This window comes from Actinomyces sp. ICM47 (genome assembly GCF_000278725.1).
GTDB lineage: Bacteria > Actinomycetota > Actinomycetes > Actinomycetales > Actinomycetaceae > Pauljensenia.
On sequence record NZ_ALCA01000054.1, the window covers coordinates 1 to 1,151 of the forward strand.

Sequence of the window (1,151 nt, forward strand, 5' to 3'; positions counted from 1 at the left end):
ACCCCCGAAGCCTGCGTCGTGGGAGGCATGTTCGTCCTCGTCGACGCGCTGCGGACCGCCATCGAAGAGGCTGGGGGAACCGTCCTGACTCGCACGGGTGCGTTTGCGATGGCTCGCGCGGCCTCGGGATGGGTCCTCGAGTGCGGGCCGACCAAGCCCGGGCCGACTCCCGGAGCCGAGCCCGTGCCCAGCGGCCCGGGCGTGAGCGTCACGACGGAGCGCCTCGTCCTTGCCTGTAGCGCCAGCGCCGCCCTGCGCCTGTTGACGCAGGCGCGCATCCCAGGCCTCGTGCCCGATGTGAGCGTTCCCGAGGGAGCGCCCATCGCGCGCCTCACCCTGGCCGTGCGCGCCCCCGAGCTGGACGACGCGCCCGTCTCCCAGGGCCTCCTGGTTGCACCCGCCCCCGCCGACGAGCGGCCCGTGGCAGCCAAGGCCCTGTCCCACCTCAACGTCAAGTGGCCGTGGCTTGCCGACCAGTGTGCGCCCCACACTCACCTGTTGCGCCTGTCCTACGGGCGCCTCGGCGAGGCCGAACCCGACGTCACCGTCGAAGGCGCCCTGCGCGATATCCGCACGCTCACCGGCGTGGACATCGCGCCCGAGGCCGTCACCGACCACCTGCTCGCCTGCTGGAACGGTACGCTCCCGCCCCTGCCCCCCGAGTATCGCGGCCGCGTGAGAGCGCTCGAGGAACAGGTGCGGTGCCTGGGCGGCGTGGCGCTCACGGGCGCCTGGGTCGCCGGAACCGGCATCGCATCCGTCGTCTCCCACGCCCGCGCGGGCGCGAAAGGACTGCTATGACCACGCGGACATTCGTTCTGGGAACCAGGGGATCGCGCCTGGCACTCGCCCAATCCTCCACCGTCGCGCGGGCGATCGAGGAGGCCGGGGCCCACCTCGGCGAGGACGTGCGCGTTCAGCTGGAGGTGGTGCGCACGCACGGCGACGTCTCCGCGGCACCCCTGGCCGCGCTCGGCGGCGTCGGCGTGTTCGCCGCGCAGCTGCGACTCGCCCTCCTACAGGGGGAGTGTGACCTGGCCGTCCACTCCTTCAAGGACCTGCCCACTGCCCCCACGCCGGGGCTGCGCATCGCTGCCGTCCCGCAGCGCGAAGACCCCCGCGACGCACTGTGCGCGGCCGACGGGGCGACC

2 pseudogenes are annotated in these 1,151 nt (G+C 73.6%); both read left to right on the top strand.

The window, feature by feature from the left end:
* A pseudogene (locus HMPREF1136_RS03425) lies at nucleotides 1-801 on the top strand (protoporphyrinogen/coproporphyrinogen oxidase); the annotation flags it as partial.
* Nucleotides 798-1,151: pseudogene (locus HMPREF1136_RS03430) on the top strand (hydroxymethylbilane synthase); the annotation flags it as partial. The pseudogenes HMPREF1136_RS03425 and HMPREF1136_RS03430, both read left to right, overlap by 4 nt.